Genomic DNA, 18,410 nt, shown 5'->3' with positions numbered 1-18,410 from the left:
GTCTAAAACAAACGCTTTACCTCATCAAAATCTAATCCTCCATAATTTCCAGAGCTCATCAATAACAAAGATTTGTTATCAAAATTCTGAGAGAATAAAAAGGCTTTAAATTCTTCTGGATTGGTATAAATAATTAAATCATCACGCTCAAAGGCATTAGCTATTTGTTTGTGCGTTACTTCTTCTAATTTTTTAATTTCTACAGCATGAGGCGAATAAAAAACAACTGCCACATCAGCAGCATCTAAAGCGCCTTTGTACTCTTTTAAGAATTCAGCATTCAGGCTACTGTAGGTATGCAACTCTAAACAAGCCACTAAGGTTCTATCGCTATATTGTGCTTTAACCGCTTTGGTAGTAGCTTCTACCTTACTTGGCGAATGTGCAAAATCCTTGTAGGCTACACTTTTTGAAGTTTCTGCGATTTTCTCTAAGCGTTTGCTCGCTCCTTTGAAAGTAGAAATAGCTTCATAGAAATCATCTTCATCAATTCCCATGTGTTGGCAAATCCATTTGGCACCTGCAAGGTTATTCAGATTATGAGCACCAAAAATTTCAATTGGCATTGGACCTTCAGGTGTTTCTAACAAAGTTTCTCCATCTTCAACCGTATATTCTGGTGTATGATACGGAATTTTACGAATTGGATTTTCTGACGCTTCAACCACTTGCTTTAAATCTTCATCTTCTTCATTGTAGTTAATACTTCCACCTAAAACGATTGAATCTACAAAGATTTTAAACTGCTCCACATAATTCTCGTACGTAGGAAATACATTGATATGGTCCCAAGCAATACCACTCAACAACGCAATGTTTGGTTTGTACAAGTGGAATTTTGGTCGTCTATCTATTGGTGAGCTCAAATACTCATCGCCTTCTAAAACTATAAAATCATTGTCTTCGGTAAGTTTTACCATCACATCAAAACCTTCGAGTTGCGCACCAACCATATAATCCACATCTCTATCGTGGTAATGCATTACGTGCAAAATCATTGAAGTAATCGTCGTTTTTCCGTGGCTACCACCAATAACTACTCTGGTTTTGTTTTTAGATTGCTCGTACAAAAATTCAGGATAACTATAGATTTTAAGACCTAATTCCTGTGCTTTTAGTAACTCAGGATTATCAGCTTTGGCGTGCATACCTAAAACTACTGCATCTAAATCTGTTGTGATTTTTTCCGGAAACCAACCAAAAGTTTCAGGTAACAATCCTTTAGCTTCTAATCGTGATTTTGATGGGTCAAAAATAGTATCATCACTTCCTGTGATATTGTATCCTTTGTTATGTAATGCTAATGCCAAATTGTGCATTGCAGCACCACCTATAGCTATAAAATGTACGTTCATACAACAAATATAAATTATAGAAAAGAGATATTAGAGATGAGAGATGAGAAAAAATTGAGAGTACACTATTTTCCTAAAAAGTCTAACCTATAAGCTTCAAAAATAACCTAAGGCAAACTATTTAGTTAGGTAAATTCTATGATGAGTTCTCAATACAATTTGTTCATTCTTCACAAATCACCCGAACTGACGCACTGCTAACTGAATACTGAATACTGAATACTGAATACTGAATACTGAATACTAAAGATCTGGATTCACCGCCAAACTATTAAACAACTTTGCTTTAGTGTTGAAGAATTTATTCTGAAGTTCAATAGCCTTTAACTGACCATCAATAAGCTTTGACTCTCGTGAATTGACCAAAAACAAAGAACTTTCTCCGAGTTGAAACTTACGCTCTTCCGCCTGAAGCATTCGTTGATAATCTGAAACCATTTCTGTAGTAATTTCGGTTTGGGTAACGTAGGATTCCAACTCTTGTTTTATAGCATTAATTTTATTTCGAAGCGTAACACGTGTGGCATCAATTTCAAATTCAGCATCACGTTGTTTTATTCGTGCTAACTTTAAATCGCCTCGTTCTTTTCGTAAAAATAAAGGCAAACTAACACTGAGTCCACTTTTGTAATCAGCTGTATTTAAAGTGTTTGTTTCGTCTGGTGTTTCGGTAAGAAAATTGTACTCCAGGCTTATTTTTGGCAACAGTTTGTTTGCTTTAAGTTTGGTATCCACTTCCAAACCTTGCAACTTATAATCTAAAGATTGCATTTTGGGATGCGCAGCCAATTCTTGCTCTTCGGTTTGTAGTGTATTGATATCAAAGGTGGCATCAATACTAGCTTCTGCATTTATATCTGGAATAACATCTGGTTGCAATTCCACAGGAATATTATTTTCTAACCACAAAAAATTAGAGAGTTCTAAAGCCGCTTTCATCAACTTTACTTTAGATTGCTCTAAACCAAGTTTTCTATTATTTACAGCAATTTTTGCTTCCGTGGCATCGATTTCGGCATTTTCTCCAACCTCAACACCTTTGACAATACCTTCGTAACGCAATTCTGCATTGGCTAAAAAATTCTGAAATAATATCAATTCATTATACGCTTGCAACCATTTAAAATAGACCAATGACGCTTCATATAAAATATTATTGACATAAATATCTCTATCTGCCTTGGCTTGTTCTCTATATAGTTTTGCTTGTTTTAGAGCTGCCATTCGGTTGTTTATCCACAACCCTTGACCAACCGGAACAGAAAAACCAGCACTAAACAAACCGTCTTCTGGCACTGTAGATTCTGGATTTAGGTAATATCCTGAATTTTCTTCAAACTTTGCTTTTAGCTCAACACCAAACCAAGTTGGAATTTTAAACATTCCGTTGAGCTTATCGTAATATTCGGTGCCTTTAAATTTCTTTCGGCTATAATCTACTTCAACCTTTGGGTCAAAAGCACCACGCGACTTTAATAATTTGGCTTGACTTTCGTCTATAACCAACTGCGCTTGCTTTACAACAGGATGAAACTTTTTCACATAACCCAAATACTCATCAAAGCGCATGACGTTGTCTGTTGGTAATTCACTTTGCGAAAAACCAATGTAAAAGACACTAGAAATTATAATTACAACTAAACGTTTTATCATTTCTTCTTTTCTGAGTTAGCACTGCCTGTTTCTGGCTGATAATAATTTGGTGGAAACCCGTTGAGCTGCCTCCAAAGTTCAAACCAAATTGGCACATCTTCTAATAATGCCATTGTGTAAGCGCCAGAACCTGCTCTTATTTCTTCTGGCCATTTATGGTCTTCTTCATCTGGTGCTAAAAGCACTCTGAATTTTCCATTAGGGCTTATAAAATTCTCTACTGCAACGACTTTAGCACCATAAGTTCCGTAAGATACATTTGGCCAACCACTAAATATGATTGCTGGCCAACCATCAAACTGAACCCTTACTTTTTCGCCAATATGAATTAACGGTAAATCGATTGGTGCAACGTAAGTTTCTACTGCCAAATCTGCTTGTGCTGGCATTATACCAACCAAAGACTCTCCTTCTTTAAAGGTTTGTCCTACACCACCTCTAAGCGCTTTGTTAATGTAACCGTCGTAAGGTGCTTTTATAAAACGCAAATCGTTTCTTATTTGATAGTTTGAATACTGGTTTTCTAATTTTGAAACCTGAGCTTCTGTATCGAACTGGCTAGATTGCGCTGTAAATTTATCACTCTGTGCCTTAGAAATTTTATCAGCATACTCTGCTCCCAATCGAGATAATTCTACTTGAGCATTAATCACTTCATTTTTACTAGCCAACAATTTGTTCTCTTGAGATATTAATTTGGCTTCTGTTTCTTGAAGTTTCAAACGTTTATCTTCAACATCTTTGGTCGCCTTAAATCCTTCCTCTTGTAAAGTAACTGTACGATCGTACTGACGTTGCGCAATATTTTTGTTGGTATTGGCTGCTTCTAAATCTATGCTGTCACTTTTAACCTTTAGTCGCGATTGTGTTAACTTGTTTTTTGCCTGTTCTAGTTTTAAAGAACGCTCGTTCATTAACGCATTTATTTGACGGTCTAATGCTTTTACTTTTTCTGCATAAGAACCCACAGATTGCGCTTTAGCATTACGCTGTTGCTCTGTACGCTCAACAAGATTAGGGTCAAAATATTCACTTTTTATTTCAGAAATCTGAATAATGGTATCGCCTTTAGACACAAAATCTCCTTCTCTTACGTACCACTTTTCTATACGACCAGGAATTGGAGATTGAATAGATTGAGGCCTTTGATCTGGTGTTAATGTGGTAACGTTCCCTCTACCTGTTATAGTCTGTGTCCATGGTAAGAATAAAATAATGACTCCTACTATAGCAAATGCACCTAAAAAACGATTAAAATATTTGTAATATCTACCGTGAAATACACGCTGACCTGACTTAGAATTCTTAATGTCAACGGTTTTATTAAGTTGGTTTTGAGATATATTTAGCATACTAACTTTCTTTAAACTATTTCACCATTTTTCAACGTAATAACCTCTGTACAACCTTGTGACCAGTCATTATTTTTACTTACAACCACCAATGCCCAAGGATTAGATTTGTCTAACAAAAACTTAATGATTCTATCGACCTCAGATTTTTCAAATTGCTCTAAAGGATCTTCAAGAATTAAAATTTTTGGCTTATCTACAATAGCTCTTGCTAATACTATTTTTCGAGAAACGGTAAATGGAATTTGATTTCCGGCTGGGCGCAAAATGGTGTTTACACCTTTAGGACTTTCCTTTATAAATTGATACAACCCAACCTGCTCTATTGCCCACATTAATTGATCGTCTGATACATCTGGATTTCCGAAAGTAATATTCTCTTTTATGGTAGCTTCAAAGGTTGTTTCTTCAGACAGCGCCAAACCTAAATGCGAACGATAATGATTAAGATTCATGTTACTTAGCAAAAATTTATCTAAATATATTTTTCCTTTAGTAGCTTCAACTACACCACCAATTAACATTAAAAGACTAGACTTACCAGAACCACTTGCTCCTTCTATTAAGATTCTACTTTTTGGTTTTATGCTTAACGAAATATTTTTAAGAATTGGTGTTTCTCTGCCTGGCACACTATAACTTGCATTATCTAGCTCTAACACAAAATCATCTTTAAACTCAGGCTTATCTCCATCTTGAGACTCTAATTCCTTATCAACCACCTCTCCCATTTTTTCAAGTGATGTTAATACATCATAAAATGCTTCTAAACCTAAAATCAATTTTTCAACTGAAGCTATAACCAAAAGGATAATAATTTCTGCTGCAACAAACTGACCAATATTCATTTCTTGATTTAACACAAGTAAACCACCTATTAAAAGTAAACTTGCCGTTACGATAACCTTAAAACCAATCATTTGAATAAACTGAAGCACCAGAATCTTAAAGTGATTTTCTCTAGCGTCTAAATAACTACTAACGATATCGTCGTTTTTTTGCATACCTAAACTGGTTCTTCCAGATAGTTTGAAGCTCACTACAGCTCTTGCAATTTCTTCAATCCAGTGTGCAACTCTGTACTTATGCTTAGACTCTTGAATACTGGTTTCTAATCCTTTTTTTGCAGTAAACTTAAATACGATGTAAATAAGCAACAGTAAAAAAAGACCAAAGACAATAAAGAAGGGATGGTAAAATGATAATAAGATTAAGGCAAATATAATCTGCAGTACAGCTGATGGTATATCAATTAAAATCTTGGCCAATCCTTTCTGAATTGTTAGTGTATCAAAAAAACGGTTTGCTAATTCTGGTGGATAATAATTGCGCAACTCGTTCATTTTCATCTTTGGAAATCTGTAAGTAAACTCAAAGGATGCTCTCGTAAAAATTCGTTGCTGAATGGTTTCTATCATTCGTAACTGCATTATTTGCAATACTCCAACAAAGGCCACACCAATGGTTACCAGAATAACCAATACTACCCATGAAGTACTTACTTGTGCTCCTTGTATTAAATTAACAATAGCCTGTACTCCAAGCGGCAATGTAAGCCCTAAAAGTCCCGAGAACACCGCATAGTACACGACTTGCAAAATGTCTCTTTTCTCTAATTTTAAAAGTCCCATGAGTCTCTCCCATGGAGACATTGTAGTTTTTTGTTCGGCCATATAGATTAACTGATGGTTTTAATAGCTAATTCCTTAAAAAAATTGGTTGTAGAATTGTCTGTATGACAATCTGTAATTGATTTAAAATGTTCTTTTAAAAAATGTTGATGTAACGCTCCACCTACAATAGTGCTCGCTAAACTCGATGGATGTTTATAATTTGGATTAATGTCTAAAAGCATTTCTTTTAACCGAGTTATCAAGCGCTTGTACACCACAAAATACCCTTCTTCATTTTCTACATCTACCTCTTTTGTATGGTATGATTTTGAATATTCATTAACCACAATTCTATTTAAAACAATCTCATTAATATGAGAATAACTCATATCCTCAACTATGGTCTGCGTTACCACTTCTATTGCTTTAAATAATTTTTCTTTTGGATCGGAAACATTGTGTGTAGCAAACACTAAATGGTATTCTATCCAAGCCCAATACCAAGAAGTTATATACAATAACAGCTTGTGCTTGCTTTCAAAATAACGATAGATAGAACTCTCGTTAGAACCAATTTTAGTTCCTAGTTTCTTGAATGTAAAATGATCAAAGCCAATTTCATCTATTAAAAGTATACTATGCTCAATGATACGCTTACCCAAATCTGAAGACTCTGGATCCTTAATATAGATGGTCTCAGGAACTGAAATTCTTAAGTTTGACAACAGATTAAACATAAATCAAAACATTTGATTGCAAAAATAATAGTAATACTATTAATTATGTTTTGATTAACAAAAGTTTAGCAACAAAGATTACGACCTGTTTTCTCTATTAGGTTACTACAGATTTATAGTTTTAAGATTACGTCCTTTTCATCTTGAAAGACCTCAATTTTAGGCAGGCCAGCAATAGCTTTGTTAATCCATTTTAAGGCTTCTGTTTTGTCTTTTTTGTGTTTGTAGATTTGTGCCAAACGATAATAAGCCCATGCTTTTGGCACTCCATCTTTTGCCGAATGGTTAGACAAATAGGCTTTAAGGCATTTTTCGCCTTTATCTAATTGAATATTATAGTCCGCACAAACTTTCCCTATTTGGTAATGCATGGCATTTCGTTGGTGCTTTTGTTGTGCTTCTTCAAGATTTCCGATGGCTTTGTCTGGCTGATCGTTAGACTCATAAAAATTGGTAAGCTTTTCATAACAGGTTACAGATCCACCTACCTTAATTGCTAGCTTATAATATTTTTCTGCCAATTCTGGTTCGTCATCATATTCATAAACGTATCCTTTGGCCAAGTAACCATCAACTTTAGAAAGATTTTGAAGTTCATTAGCATACTTTAAAGCTTTAGAATTGCTTCCGCCTATAATTCCTGGAAGCGACACATACAGCTCTACCAAAGCCCATCGTGCATCAATATGTTTGGGATCTAACTCAGCAGCTTTTAAAAACGCTTGCTTTACATCTCCAATAATACCGAGTGCTTTAATTTTGCTTATACTCAACGCTTTCATACCTAAGGCTCCTCCGTACTTGTAATGGTAATTGGCATTGTTGGGATAGTTATCCTTTAACCTTTCATATTGCTCTATCGCTTCATCCCATTTTTTTTGATAACCGTAGGCATCACCTAACAACTCAATAGCTTCTATATCGCTAGGGTTTGTTTTTAAAAAAGATGTGAGCTCTTGCTGTGCTTTTTCATAATTTTTATTAGACAAATATGTTTTAGCATTCTCTTTTGAAGTTTGAGAAAAACAGAATGATGATACAAATAAAACCCACAGAAATTTTTTCATACAGAGAATAATTCTTTTTTTGAAGTAAAGTCCTCTTAAGCACAATCCAAGTACTCAATTAGACGTTTCGTTTTAACAAAAATACAATATTATTAACGAGCGTATTCACTCACAAATTGTTTAACTTAACTCATTCAAAAAACATGTTTACGCTTTTATGCTTTGTTTGGAATGCCTTTTGAAGGTATTTTGTAAAAAAATTGAAACTAATGAAAAACTATATACAGATACTAATGCTCATATGCTTTGCCACTTTCTCTAATGCTCAATCCAATTATGACAACGATTGGAAAAAAGTCTCTAAACTCGAAAAAGAAGGTCTTACCAAAAGTGCGGCAGAACTTGTTGACACTATATACCAAAGCGCAAAATCTGATAAAAACAAACAGCAGCAGATAAAAGCCTTATTGCACAAGAGCAAATACATGTTGATTCTTGAAGAAGACGCTCAGCTTAGTATTGTTAATATTTTTAAATCTGAAATTGAAGCTACTAAAGATATTCCAACACAACACTTATTAGAAAACATGTTGGCAACAATGTATTGGCAGTACTTTCAACAAAATCGTTATAAGTTTTACAATAGATCTAAAACCGAAGAAAAAGCAAGCGATGACTTTAGAACTTGGGATTTAGAAACCTTGTTCAATGAAATTCATGTGTATTATCAACGTTCTTTAGAGAATGGTTTATTGCTTCAACAAGAGTCTTTAGAAAATTATAATGCACTTTTATATGAAGCAAAAGATTCCAAAATCTACAGACCTACTTTATTTGATTTATTGAGTCATAACGCGCTTGAGTTTTATAAAACCAGTGAAAATAGCATCTCTAAACCAGCATATCGATTTAAGATTGACAACCCTTCATTTTTAGATGATAGCGAGGTTTTTATTAATTTAAAATTAAGCTCAAAAGACTCTACAAGCCTAGAACTAAATGCACTTAAAGTTTATCAGAATCTTTTAAAATTTCATCGTAAGGACAAACAAAGTAAAGCCTTTGTACATATTGATATTGCGCGACTAAGTTTTGTTTTACAACATGCCACTTTTGATAACAAAGAAGATGCATTAATTAAGACTTTAACGACTAACGCAGAAGCCTTAAAGAGCTCACCATTATCCGCACTCTACAATTACGAAATAGCAAGCCTTTATCAACAACAAGGTTTTGAATATGATTCAGAGATTTTAAACACTGAAGCGAACGAAAAAAACAGATGGAAAAACAAAGAAGCTATAGACCTATGCAACGAAGTGATAGCTACATTTCCAGAAAGTGATGGTGCCAAAAAATGTGAAATTCTTAAACAGCAAATTCTTCAACCATCTTTAGGACTTCAAGCTGAAGAATTTATTTCTGTAAATACTCCGTCTAGAATTTTAGTGAATTACAAAAATCTAAACGCACTTGATTTCATTATTTATAGAGTCAACAAAAAACAATTAAAAAATTACCAAAAATTATACAACGCTGAGGAAAAAGAACGCTTTTTTAAGAAGCTAAAACCAATAAATTCATTTACAAGCACATTAAAGTCTGAAAACGATTACCAAGCACATCGCACAGAAATCATTTTTCCACAATTGCAAAATGGTCTTTATATTATTAAAGCCAGCAGCAATAAAGACAATGTATTTGCCGCAAAACATATTCAAATCACAGATTTTGCCCTTTTAGAGAGCATACAGAATGAGATTATATACTACCAACTTATTAACAGGAATAATGGAGAGCCATTTTCTGATGCTTCTGTAAAAATCTCGTATACAAATAATAGAAACAAGTATTTTTCTAAAAGTCTAAAAACGGATCGTTTTGGAAAATTCAACTTTAAAAAAGACGACAACTACTACAGACAAGTAGAAATTAAAATAGACCACAATAACAACGAAGCGTATTTTGGCGATTACTACTTTTCTAGAGCGTACAAACCTCGCAAAAATACAGACACGCAATACAACGTCTTTATATTTACAGACCGTAGCATCTACAGACCTGGACAAACAGCTTATTTTAAAGGCATTGTTACAGCTACCAAAGATGACAAAACCGAAGTGTATGCTAACGAAAAAGCGACTGTAAAATTAAAAAATGTTAATGGTGAAGTTGTAAGCGAACTAGAACTTGAAACTAACGAATTTGGTTCTGTTGCTGGCGAATTTATTTTACCTAATGATGGACTAACAGGAAGCTTTACAATTGAAATGGTTTGTGGCAAAAAAGGCTACACGTACTTCTCTGTTGAAGAATATAAACGTCCAAAATTTAAACCAGAATTTCAACCTATTACTGAAACGTTTAAAGTTAACGACAGTATTACAGTAAAAGGAAAAGCCGTTGCTTTTGCAGGTAGTAATATTACAGATGCTAAGGTGGTGTATCGTGTAAAACGTCAGGTACAATATCCAACTTGGTGGTATTGGAGACGACCAGGTTATTACAGTTCTGAAGCACAAGAAATCACTTTTGGAGAAGGCACAACAAACGACAAAGGCGAATTTGAAATCACATTTAAAGCCTTACCAGACGAAAGCGTTTCTAAAGACAACCTTCCTGTTTTTAATTATGAAGTCACTGCTGATATTACAGATGTCAATGGAGAGACGCGTTCTACAACAACAGTTGTTAATGTTGGTTATCATGCCATGACTTTACAGATTTCTACTCCAGAGCAGGTAGACAAATCAAAAAAGGAGGTTGAATTAACCCTAAACTCTCAAAACCTCAACGGTGAGTTTGTACCTGCAAAAGGGACCTTAAAGGTCTTTAAATTAAAATCACCTGATGCTATTCTGAGAGCCAGACCTTGGGATGCGCCAGATTTTCAGGTAATTTCAAAGGAAGAATTTAAACGTTTATTTCCTCACGACCCATACAACGATGAGCATTTATCGACCAACTGGGATAAAGGAGAGGAAGTTTTCTCAACAGATTTCGATACTGAAAAAGAAAAAACCATCACATTAAAGAAACTAAAAAAATGGAACTCTGGTCAGTACATTGTTATTGCAGAAAGCAAGGATAAATTTGGAGAAGATGTAAAAGCGGAAGCGTACACAAACCTATTTAGCGAAAAAGATAAAACCGTTGCAGACAATCAACTTTTTGAAGCCTCTTTAGACAAAGAAAGCTACAAAGCTGGTGATGTTGCAAAACTCACCATTGGCTCAGCAGCAAAAGACATCACAGTAACTGTAGAGGTTGAAAAAGACAACAACATCATCGTTACTCAATTGGTAAAATTGAACAACTCTAAACAAACCATTAGCATTCCTGTTTTAGAAGATGACTTAGGTGGTTTTGAAGTTCACACAAGTTTTGCAGCTTACAACAGTTATGTTTATCAAAGCTTTAGTGTAAATGTTCCTTATCCTAAAACAGATTTAGAGATTGAAACCACAACCTTTAGAGATAAGTTACAGCCAGGACAAGATGAAACCTGGAGTTTTAAAATTAAAGGACCAAAAGGAGATAAAGTCTCTGCTGAACTTTTAGCAAGCATGTACGATGCGTCTTTAGATGAATTTAGAGGGCACAAGTGGCACTTTAACCCTATTAACAAGCCTTCTTACTACGGAAAAATAAGTAAAAATGGTGGAAGCAGTTTTGGTACTATTAACTTTAGATTGTTTAACCGTTTTGCATATCCTCAAAATTATGATTACAGAATTTATGACCAGTTAAATTGGTATGGATTTAGTTTTGACGGCTCACATAATTATGCTCGTAAAATGTACCTAAGAAGCAAATATGCTAACGTTCCTTCATATTTTACTTCAAAAAAACAATCTGACATTAAAGATGGATTTATTAAAGGTAATATAATCACTGCTGATGATGGACAACCGCTTCCTGGAGCAACTATTGTAATAAAAGGAAGTAATAAAGGAGCACAAACTGATTTTGATGGCAATTTCTCAATTGAAGCAAAAAAAGGAGATGTTATTACCATAAGCTACATTGGCATGAAGCCTCTAGATATAACGGTCTCTGATGATAACTTTTATGATATTGGTCTTATTATGGATAGTGATGCTTTAGACGAAGTTGTGGTAATGGGTTATGCCACAAAAACTAAAGTAGCATATACAGGAACTGCTACTATTGCAGATGATGGCCGATATGATTATGTATCCTCTCCTGAGGCTAAACTAAGTATGGACTATAGAGATGGTGACAAAAGGACTGAAGCAGGCTACCTAAACCTAAATGGAGATCTCGTAATTGAAGAAGACTCCATACAAAGTAACAAACAATTAGACTTAGAAAATATCCAAATCCGAAAAAACCTCAACGAAACCGCTTTTTTCTTTCCACAACTACAAACTGATGAAGAGGGTAATGTAAGTTTCAACTTTAAAGCACCAGAAGCTTTAACCAAATGGAAATTGCAATTATTGGCGCATACCAAAACTTTAGAAAGTTCTGTAAAGCAACTAGAAACTGTAACTCAAAAAGAGTTGATGGTGATGCCAAATTCGCCTCGTTTTTTACGTGAAGGAGATCAAATTACGATCAGTACAAAAATTGCTAATCTTACTGAGAAAGAATTGTCTGGAGTTGCACAACTCATATTAACCAATCCTATTACAGGAGAAGATATATCCGCAAACTTGCTCAGTTCTTCCCCTTTGGGGAAGTCAGAAGGGGCTTCTTTTTCTGTTGATGCAAAAGGTAACACACAAGTGTCTTGGAAACTAAATATTCCTGAAGGCTTACAAGCTGTACAATACCAAATCATTGCCAAAGCAGGTGATTTTAGCGATGGTGAACAAAACGCTTTACCAGTATTATCCAACAGAATGTTAGTTACAGAAACGTTACCAATATGGGTAAAGTCTAATGAAACGAAGACATTTACTTTGGATAAGCTAAAGGACAACACCTCAACAACGTTGACCAATCATAAGTTAATTTTAGAGATGACGTCTAATCCTGCATGGTATGCTGTACAGGCTTTACCATATTTAATGGAATATCCTTATGATTGTAACGAGCAGACGTTTTCAAGATATTATGCTAATGCTTTAGCACAGCATATCGTGACCTCTAATCCTAAGATTGAAGCTGTGTTTAATAGCTGGAAATCCTCAGACGCATTACTTTCTAACCTTGAGAAAAATCAGGAATTGAAATCACTTTTAATTCAAGAAACACCTTGGTTACGTGATGCACAATCTGAAACTGAGCAGAAAAAGCGTATTGGCTTGTTATTCGATCTTAATAAAATGAATAACGAACTGAGTTCAGCTTTAAACAAACTAAAACAAAACCAGCTACCATCTGGTGCTTGGCCTTGGTTTAATGGTGGCTATGCTAATCGTTTTATCACGCAACACATTATTTCTGGGTTTGGACATTTAAAACAACTCAATGTCACATCGAGCGCAGTCGAGATGCAAATGATTCAAAACGCCATTCAGTACCTAGACACTGAATTCGTTAAAGAATACAAAGACATCAGAAAATACAAAAAGGATGCAGATTTAAGCAAAGATCATTTATCTTACACGCAACTGCACTATATGTATGTTCGTAGTTTTTACCCAGAAGTAGAAGCTTCAAAAGAAGTTGAAACCATAATGGATTACTACAAATCTCAAATGCAGAAGTATTGGTTAAAACGTTCGTTATATGCCAAAGGTTTAATGACTTTAACGCTTCACAGAATGAATGATGATGCAACAGCAGGAAAGATTTTAAAATCACTAAAAGAAAACAGCATCACCTCAGACGAATTAGGCATGTACTGGAAAGCCAACACCAGTTCTTGGTACTGGCACCAAGCACCAATTGAGACGCAAGCACTTTTAATTGAAGCGTTTTCTGAAGTTGGAACTGTGATTCAAAGCGAAGCGAAGAACCTTGAAAACATCGACAACCTAAAAATCTGGTTGCTCAAAAACAAACAAACCAACAAATGGGAAACCACAAAAGCAACCACAGAAGCTGTATATGCATTATTGCTTCAAGGCAGTTCTTGGTTAGAGGTTACTGAAATGGTTGATGTAAAAGTTGGAAACGAAACTATAAACCCTTCAACATTAGATAATGTAAAAGTTGAAGCTGGTACAGGTTACTATAAAACTTCTTGGACAGGTGAAGAAATTAAAGCAGAACAAGCCAATGTTACTATTTCTAAAAAAGGAGATGGCATTGCTTGGGGAGCACTTTACTGGCAATATTTTGAAGATTTAGACAAGATTACGTCTGCAGAAACACCTTTAAAGCTGAGTAAAAAACTCTTCTTAAAAACGAATACTGATAAAGGTGAAGAAATTTCAGAAATAACTAAAAATACTAAACTAAACGTTGGCGACTTGGTTCGCGTTCGTATTGAATTACGTTCCGACAGAGATATGGAGTTTGTGCATTTAAAAGATATGCGTGCGGCAGGTTTTGAGCCTATCAACGTATTATCGCAATACAAATGGCAAGATGGTTTAGGTTATTATGAAAGCACCAAAGATGCTGCGACAAACTTCTTTATGGATTATTTACCAAAAGGCGTTTATGTGTTTGAATATGATTTACGCGTCAACAATACTGGAGATATGAGTAATGGCATTAGCACGATTCAATCTATGTACGCACCTGAGTTTAGTAGTCATAGTGAGGGAGTGAGAGTTACAGTTGAATAGGTTTTAATTCTCGCTAAGACGCTAAAGGCGCAAAGGAAAAAAAGTTAAAGCTGTCTGAAAGTTAAAGAGAATCTACCTCTCTCTAAATTCAGCATTTATAGTAAAGTTATGAGTGTGAATGTAGAATAATTTATGTAGTCGTATTAAGATATTCTTTATCTTTAGAATAACTAACTAAATTATTTTATCAATATGAATGCAACTGTTTTTAAAGTCATCCGAATCATTTTCGGAGTCTTATTGGTAGTGTTTGGTGCAAACAAATTTCTGAATTTTATGCCTGCACCTGAAGAAATTCCAGAGCCTGTAATGAATTACATGGTGGCTCTAACATCAACAAAAACCCTTGAACTCGTTGGTATTGTCGAAGTGGTTGCTGGTCTCGCTTTTGTATTTAACAAATTCGGAGGTTTACTGGCTATTATTTTGATGAGCGTATCTGTAAATGCTGTTTTATTCCACGCGTTTTTAGGACCTGCAGATATTGCAGGAGCAATTGTTCTATTACTACTAAATATTGTAATGCTAGTAGGCTACAAGGAACAGTATAAACCTATGTTGAAATAATAAAAAAGGCTTCCAAATTGGAAGCCTTTTTGTTTTATCTATTTACTACTTGGTGGTGTCGTTGGCCTTACCTCAATTTTACTTGGTAAGGTTCTAGGATTCATTTTTAATAAATCTACAACCAGTTCACCTATATCTTCAATTTGAATTTTCCAAGCACCTGCTTCACTTGGTTCGTTACCATTAAAATGTGTAGACACCGAACCTGGCATTATCGTGCTGACTTTGATACCGTATTTGCGTAAATCTAACATTACAGCTTGTGTAAATCCTGTAACACCAAACTTACTAGCGTTGTATGCAGAACCTCCTGCGAAGAAATTGGTTCCCGCTAAACTTGAAATCGTGATGTAATAACCTTTGCTTTCTTTTAATGCATCAACACTAGCTTTTATAGAATTGAAAACACCTGTTAAGTTAGTATCTATAACTGCGTTCCACTGGTCTACCGTTAAATCTTCAATACTTCCAAAGTGCCCCAAACCTGCATTTGCAACTACTAAATCTAACTGACCAAAAGCATCAAGCGTTGCTTTTACGGCTTTTTCCTGACTTTCTAATTGTCTTACATCGGCTTCAAGTCCGATTACCTGGTTTTCTGAATTGGTTTTAGATGCTAGTTCTTTTGCCACTGCTTCCGTAGATTCTTGATCTCTTCCTGTTATAGCCACTTTAAAACCTTGGTTAAGTAATGCCTCGGCAATACCATAACCAATACCTTTAGTTCCGCCTGTTATCAGTGCTGCTTTACCTTCTAATATGCTCATCGTTTTTGTTTTTTTTTTGAATTCAACCAAAATTACAAAACCGAATGACCACGATGAAGTTTATAATGTTAGGAAAATGATAAAGTTCAAAACTTACCATAGACTCCGAATCAAGTTCGGAATGACAAAACTATTTTTTAGGAGGATACTTCGCAAAAACTTTTTCAACCAAAGCATCAAAATAGGCTTGGCGTTTTTCTGGTGAAGCATTTTCACGATAACTGCTTTCACTAACAGCTTGCCAGAATAAGCGTTCGTTTTGTTTTTTATCTACAAAATCGATAATGATTTGTCGTGTATTTTGGTTGCCTCCAATAGGAATTCCAACAGAGACACCACCAAAACCGCCTCCGCCTCCACCACCTGCACCAACGCCAACGGTAGAGTTATTTCTATTCATTACATCTTCACTTTGTATATCGATATAAAAATCTGGATTTTCTGAACGCGACATACCCATTGTTGTCAATTTTGCATCTATAGCGCGCATGATACGTTTGGTATCTAATTGACTTAAACCTGTTTGCATATCACTGAAATAGTCATACGTTTTGTACTGTGCAAAGTCTGTAGATGTCTCGTAATCGTAATTAACTACTGTTCCGCACGAAGAAACCAGCAGTAAAACAAATAGAAATTTTATAGCTTTCATTTTTTTTATTTTAAAGATACTTAAAAATTAGATGCTGTATCGCTCACAAAAAAACAGTAGGAAAACTTTAACTATTCTTCCTCAGCATCTGGCTCAACAACTTTAGTGAGTGAAGAAGAAATAATTCCTGTTGGTATAGCTACAATACCTAAACCAATTAAGAGTATAAAAAAAGTAAAAATTCTGCCACCAACTGTTATAGGATACACATCTCCATAACCCACAGTTGTTAAGGTAACAATAGACCACCAAAGACTATCGAAAATGGAAGAAAAATGCTCTGGTTGCGCTTCGTTTTCAAAATAGTAAATGCCTATTGCTGCAAAATAAATAAGCACTAAAGTAACTCCCATAAAGAGAATTATTTGCTCTTTTGCCAATAGCATGGCTTTGGCAAAATGTCGCATCGCTCTGTTGTACCTTACCAATTTTAAAAGTCTAAATAATCTAAACATTCTCAACACTCTGAGAGATCTAAGATCTAAACCAAAAGACAAGTAAAAAGGCAGAATGGCGAATAAATCAATGAGCCCAAAAAAGCTAAAAATGAATTTTAACTTTCGGTCAGACACAAAAATTCTTGCTAAATATTCTAACGTAAAGACGACCACACAAAACACTTCAATAGAATTGAGAATTGCTTTGGTTTGCGGTTTTAAGTTTGGAAGTGTTTCTACTGAAAATGTAATGACAGACAACACAATTAAAAACTGAATAAAAAAAGCAAAACTCTTACTGAGCTTATTGTCGTTATATTCTACGATGCTTTTAATGGTATCTTTCATCTTCTCGTAACTAAATAATTTAGATAAAAATAGCATTATTTGTCACACTGAACTCGTTTCAGTGTCTAAATAATTAGTCTAAAAAATGAGATTCTTAAACAAGTTCAGAATGACAAGAGATCAATTTTAGAGAGTTTAATTGTTTAGCATTCCCCAAAGTTTGTCTTTCAATTCTGTAAGTCCTTGCTGCGCTACAGATGAAATAAACATGTACTTGCATTCTAAATCCTTGTCTAAAATGGTAGACATTTCAGATTTTAATTCGTTATCGAGCATATCAGATTTTGAAATACAAACAAAGCGCTCTTTATCTAACATTTCTGGATTGTAGCGTCTTAACTCATCTACTAAAATTTCGTACTGCTCAACAATATCTTTTGCGTCTGCAGGAATTAAAAACAGTAAGATTGAATTACGCTCTATATGTCTTAAAAAGTAATAGCCAAGTCCTTTTCCTTCGGCTGCTCCTTCAATAATACCAGGAATATCAGCCATTACAAACGACTGAAAATCTCGATATTTTACAATGCCTAAATTAGGCTTGAGCGTTGTAAACTCGTAATCTGCAATTTTTGGTTTTGCAGACGTTAACACAGACAGTAAAGTTGATTTCCCAGCATTTGGAAAACCAACCAAACCAACATCTGCTAATACTTTTAATTCTAAAGTAATATCTCTTTCTTCCAGAGGAATACCAGGTTGTGCATAACGAGGAGTCTGGTTTGTAGAACTCTTAAAATGCCAGTTACCACGACCACCTTTACCACCTTCTGCAACGATTTTTTCTTCGCCAGCTTCTGTGATTTCAAAAAGGATGTTATTGGTTTCTGTATCTCTTATCACAGTTCCAAGTGGCACTTCGATTATAGCATCTTCGCCATCGGCTCCTGTACTTCTACCAGAACTACCATGCTCACCATGACCTGCTCTAATGTGTCGCTTAAACTTAAGATGCAATAGCGTCCATAAGTTTTCGTTACCTCTAATAATCACGTGACCTCCACGACCACCATCACCACCATCTGGTCCACCTTTGGCTATATATTTTTCGCGATGTAAATGCGCAGAACCTTTACCTCCATTACCGGAAGCAACATGCATTTTTACGTAGTCTACAAAATTTCCTTCTGTCATATTAACTTCCCACGGAAGTGGGAATCTTTTAAATTAAAATAGAGCTTATAATCATAAGATTCCTGCTTTCGCAGGAATAAA

At 34.9% G+C, this 18,410-nt stretch carries 12 protein-coding genes; 2 read left to right on the top strand and 10 right to left on the bottom strand.

From position 1 onward, the window contains the following. Window positions 1-2 precede the first annotated feature (2 nt). From P7122_RS13560 to P7122_RS13535, 6 genes are all read right to left on the bottom strand, one after another. Window positions 3-1,355: a UDP-N-acetylmuramate--L-alanine ligase gene (locus P7122_RS13560; protein ID WP_278006345.1), complete on the bottom strand. Its 1,353-nt coding sequence runs from the start codon at window positions 1,353-1,355 to the stop codon at window positions 3-5. A gap of 243 nt (window positions 1,356-1,598) precedes the next feature. Then, window positions 1,599-3,008, bottom strand: coding sequence for a TolC family protein (locus P7122_RS13555; RefSeq protein WP_278006344.1), 1,410 nt, complete (start codon window positions 3,006-3,008; stop codon window positions 1,599-1,601). Beyond that, entirely contained in the window at window positions 3,005-4,360 is a 1,356-nt protein-coding gene (locus P7122_RS13550) for an HlyD family secretion protein (protein ID WP_278006343.1), read from the bottom strand. The genes P7122_RS13555 and P7122_RS13550 overlap by 4 nt, the downstream gene beginning before the upstream one ends. A gap of 11 nt (window positions 4,361-4,371) precedes the next feature. Continuing rightward, on the bottom strand, window positions 4,372-6,033 hold the full coding sequence (locus P7122_RS13545; RefSeq protein ID WP_278006342.1) for a peptidase domain-containing ABC transporter: 1,662 nt from the start codon (window positions 6,031-6,033) through the stop codon (window positions 4,372-4,374). 5 nt (window positions 6,034-6,038) lie between these two features. Next, window positions 6,039-6,710, bottom strand: coding sequence for a TetR/AcrR family transcriptional regulator (locus P7122_RS13540; RefSeq protein ID WP_278006341.1), 672 nt, complete (start codon window positions 6,708-6,710; stop codon window positions 6,039-6,041). Between the two features lie 113 nt (window positions 6,711-6,823). Beyond that, on the bottom strand, window positions 6,824-7,777 hold the full coding sequence (locus tag P7122_RS13535) for a tetratricopeptide repeat protein (RefSeq protein ID WP_278006340.1): 954 nt from the start codon (window positions 7,775-7,777) through the stop codon (window positions 6,824-6,826). 209 nt (window positions 7,778-7,986) lie between these two features. On the opposite strand from P7122_RS13535, the gene P7122_RS13530 reads away from it, so the two are divergent. Both P7122_RS13530 and P7122_RS13525 read left to right on the top strand, forming a co-directional pair. Continuing rightward, window positions 7,987-14,424, top strand: coding sequence for an alpha-2-macroglobulin family protein (locus P7122_RS13530; RefSeq protein WP_278006339.1), 6,438 nt, complete (start codon window positions 7,987-7,989; stop codon window positions 14,422-14,424). A 192-nt stretch (window positions 14,425-14,616) separates the two neighbouring features. Beyond that, window positions 14,617-14,991 (top strand): DoxX family membrane protein, encoded by a 375-nt coding sequence (locus tag P7122_RS13525; RefSeq protein WP_278006338.1) that lies wholly within the window; start codon window positions 14,617-14,619, stop codon window positions 14,989-14,991. Between the two features lie 38 nt (window positions 14,992-15,029). On the opposite strand, the gene P7122_RS13520 is transcribed toward P7122_RS13525, so the two are convergent. From P7122_RS13520 to obgE, 4 genes are all read right to left on the bottom strand, one after another. Then, window positions 15,030-15,758 (bottom strand): SDR family oxidoreductase, encoded by a 729-nt coding sequence (locus P7122_RS13520; RefSeq protein WP_278006337.1) that lies wholly within the window; start codon window positions 15,756-15,758, stop codon window positions 15,030-15,032. Between the two features lie 130 nt (window positions 15,759-15,888). Then, a complete protein-coding gene (locus P7122_RS13515) occupies window positions 15,889-16,410 on the bottom strand; it encodes a DUF4136 domain-containing protein (RefSeq protein WP_278006336.1) in 522 nt (173 codons plus the stop codon). A 71-nt stretch (window positions 16,411-16,481) separates the two neighbouring features. After that, window positions 16,482-17,195 carry an ion transporter gene (locus P7122_RS13510; protein ID WP_278006335.1) on the bottom strand — a complete coding sequence of 238 codons (714 nt, stop codon included), beginning with the start codon at window positions 17,193-17,195 and terminating at the stop codon, window positions 16,482-16,484. Between the two features lie 135 nt (window positions 17,196-17,330). Next, window positions 17,331-18,329, bottom strand: a complete 999-nt coding sequence (obgE, locus tag P7122_RS13505) for a GTPase ObgE (protein WP_278006334.1) — start codon at window positions 18,327-18,329, stop codon at window positions 17,331-17,333. Window positions 18,330-18,410: the final 81 nt, after the last annotated feature.

The sequence above is a fragment of the Winogradskyella marincola genome, assembly GCF_029624125.1.
Classification (GTDB): Bacteria; Bacteroidota; Bacteroidia; order Flavobacteriales; family Flavobacteriaceae; genus Winogradskyella; species Winogradskyella marincola.
Note: the sequence above shows the minus strand (reverse complement) of the source record. Positions and strands in the feature narration are given on the sequence as shown.